Genomic DNA, 241 nt, shown 5'->3' with positions numbered 1-241 from the left:
CTTTCCCGTTCGCTCGCCGCTACTAAGAAAATCTCGTTTGATTACTGTTCCTCTGGGTAATTAGATGTTTCAGTTCCCCAGGTGCCCTCCTCATAGTCTAAGCTATGGGTGACAGTGCATAACCACTGCCGGGTTCCCCCATTCGGAAATCTACGGGTCACAGGTTGCTTGCACCTCTCCGTAGCTTATCGCAGCTTACCGCGTCCTTCTTCGGCTGATATCGCCAAGGCATCCACCGTAC

1 rRNA gene (cut by a window edge) is annotated in these 241 nt (G+C 52.3%); it reads right to left on the bottom strand.

Annotated features, from left to right (window positions below):
* Positions 1-241, bottom strand: a 23S ribosomal RNA gene (locus tag DW000_RS09760) (its annotated part continues 18 nt past the right edge of the window); the annotation flags it as partial.

It is taken from the genome of Veillonella sp. AF36-20BH, assembly GCF_003602765.1.
Classification (GTDB): domain Bacteria; phylum Bacillota; class Negativicutes; order Veillonellales; family Veillonellaceae; genus Veillonella; species Veillonella hominis.
The sequence above is the reverse complement of the archived record's forward strand: the minus strand, read 5'-3'. Positions and strand labels throughout refer to the sequence as shown.